Source organism: Vibrio sp. M260118, assembly GCF_036533755.1.
Lineage (GTDB): Bacteria > Pseudomonadota > Gammaproteobacteria > Enterobacterales > Vibrionaceae > Vibrio.
This window is the reverse complement of sequence record NZ_JATABG010000568.1, coordinates 1-1,459: the sequence shown is the minus strand read 5'-3', so window position 1 is coordinate 1,459 and position 1,459 is coordinate 1. Positions and strand designations below refer to the sequence as shown.

The 1,459-nt window shown below is 45.7% G+C and carries 2 protein-coding genes; one reads left to right on the top strand and one right to left on the bottom strand.

Annotated elements, in window-relative coordinates:
• On the top strand, positions 1-614 hold a 614-nt coding region (locus tag QTO00_RS19645; protein WP_331426248.1), incomplete at its 5' end, for an HD-GYP domain-containing protein.
• Between the two features lie 52 nt (positions 615-666).
• On the opposite strand, the gene cdd is transcribed toward QTO00_RS19645, so the two are convergent.
• On the bottom strand, positions 667-1,459 hold a 793-nt coding region (gene cdd / locus QTO00_RS19640; RefSeq protein ID WP_331426247.1), incomplete at its 5' end, for a cytidine deaminase.

Genomic DNA, 1,459 nt, shown 5'->3' with positions numbered 1-1,459 from the left:
ATGTTGGTAAGATCAAAGTCGACGACAAAGTGCTACATAAGCCCGCGCGATTAACGCCTGAAGAGTTCGAGCATATGAAGCTTCATCAAGTGTATGCTAAAGAGATTGTGACTAATATTACCGGTATCAGTCAGGTCAGCTTAGATGTGTGTTTGATGCACCATGAAAAACTTGATGGTTCTGGCTACCCAGCAGGGCTAACGGCGGATGAGCTTCCTATACATGGTCGTATGAGCAGCATTGTCGATATCTATGATGCATTAACGGCCGATCGTTGTTACAAACAAGGTATGAGTCCTGCCGAAGCATTCAAGATATTGATTAGCTTAACGCCGCATCACCTAGATAAACAGTTAGTGTATAAGTTCATTAACTGTGTCGGTGTGTTCCCAGTTGGGGCGATCGTTGAGTTAAGTGATGGTCGAGTGGGTATTGTTTGGTCTTCAAACCCAACGGAGCCGTTAAAGCCAGAGATTAAGTGTTTTTACTCCCGCAAGTACAAACGTTTTGTCGATGTGAGCTTTATTGATCTTAAAACTTCAAACCTGACTATCACCAAAGGCATCGCTCCGAATCAGCTTGAAGTCGATCCTAAACCGTTTTTCGAAGTTTAAGTTTGCTTGGATAGTGAACAAAAAAAGGCGCTATTTCGGCGCCTTTTCTCGTTTAGATTTCCAAGTAAGTAATTGGAATATCAGGGTTTAAAGCTTCAAGTGTCGCCTGAGTGTTCGCCAAGTGACTAATAGTCCCTTCTTCTACTTCTACCAGTGCAGCAGAGTCGATATTGGCTAGGTCTTGACGATCAAGTAGCAATTGAATTAGCGCTACTTGGAGTGGTGGAAGGCTTGGGTTGAAAGCAGCGTTTTCTGCATAGGCACCCTTGTAAACCTTGCCATCTTTAGTCTTAATCGCAACACCACTTAGGTTATGGGTGTACGGTGCGTGGCTGCGGTTAAGCGCTTCAACTGCGAGCTGTAACAGCTCATCTTGCTCTTGTGCTTTCTTACCGTGGTCGACTGTCTTCATGAGACGAGCGTCGATACCTAAATCTGAAGGACCGAAAGACTCTGGTAAGTAGTGTTGCAGTGGCTGACCTTCACGTTTTGGCAGCTGTATCTTAAGTTCATTCGCCGTGGTTAGCTCGTTCATAAACTGACGGCAGTGACCACATGGGCTGTAGTTGATAGTGATGTCCAAAACACCCTGCTCGCCTTTCATCCAAGCGTGGCTGATTGCGGCTTGTTCTGCGTGAACGGTTTGACCTAACTGGACGTCATCGAACTCAACGTTCGCGCCGAAGTAAAGCTTACCTGATAGGCCGCGGACAATGGCACCAACGTAAAAGTTAGATAGCGGAGCATAAGAGTAGGCTGCGGCAAAAGGGAGTAGGGCAACACGGAGTTCAGCATCTTCAAGACCTGATATAGCAAGTAGTTGCTCAAATTGCTCATTAGAAAGT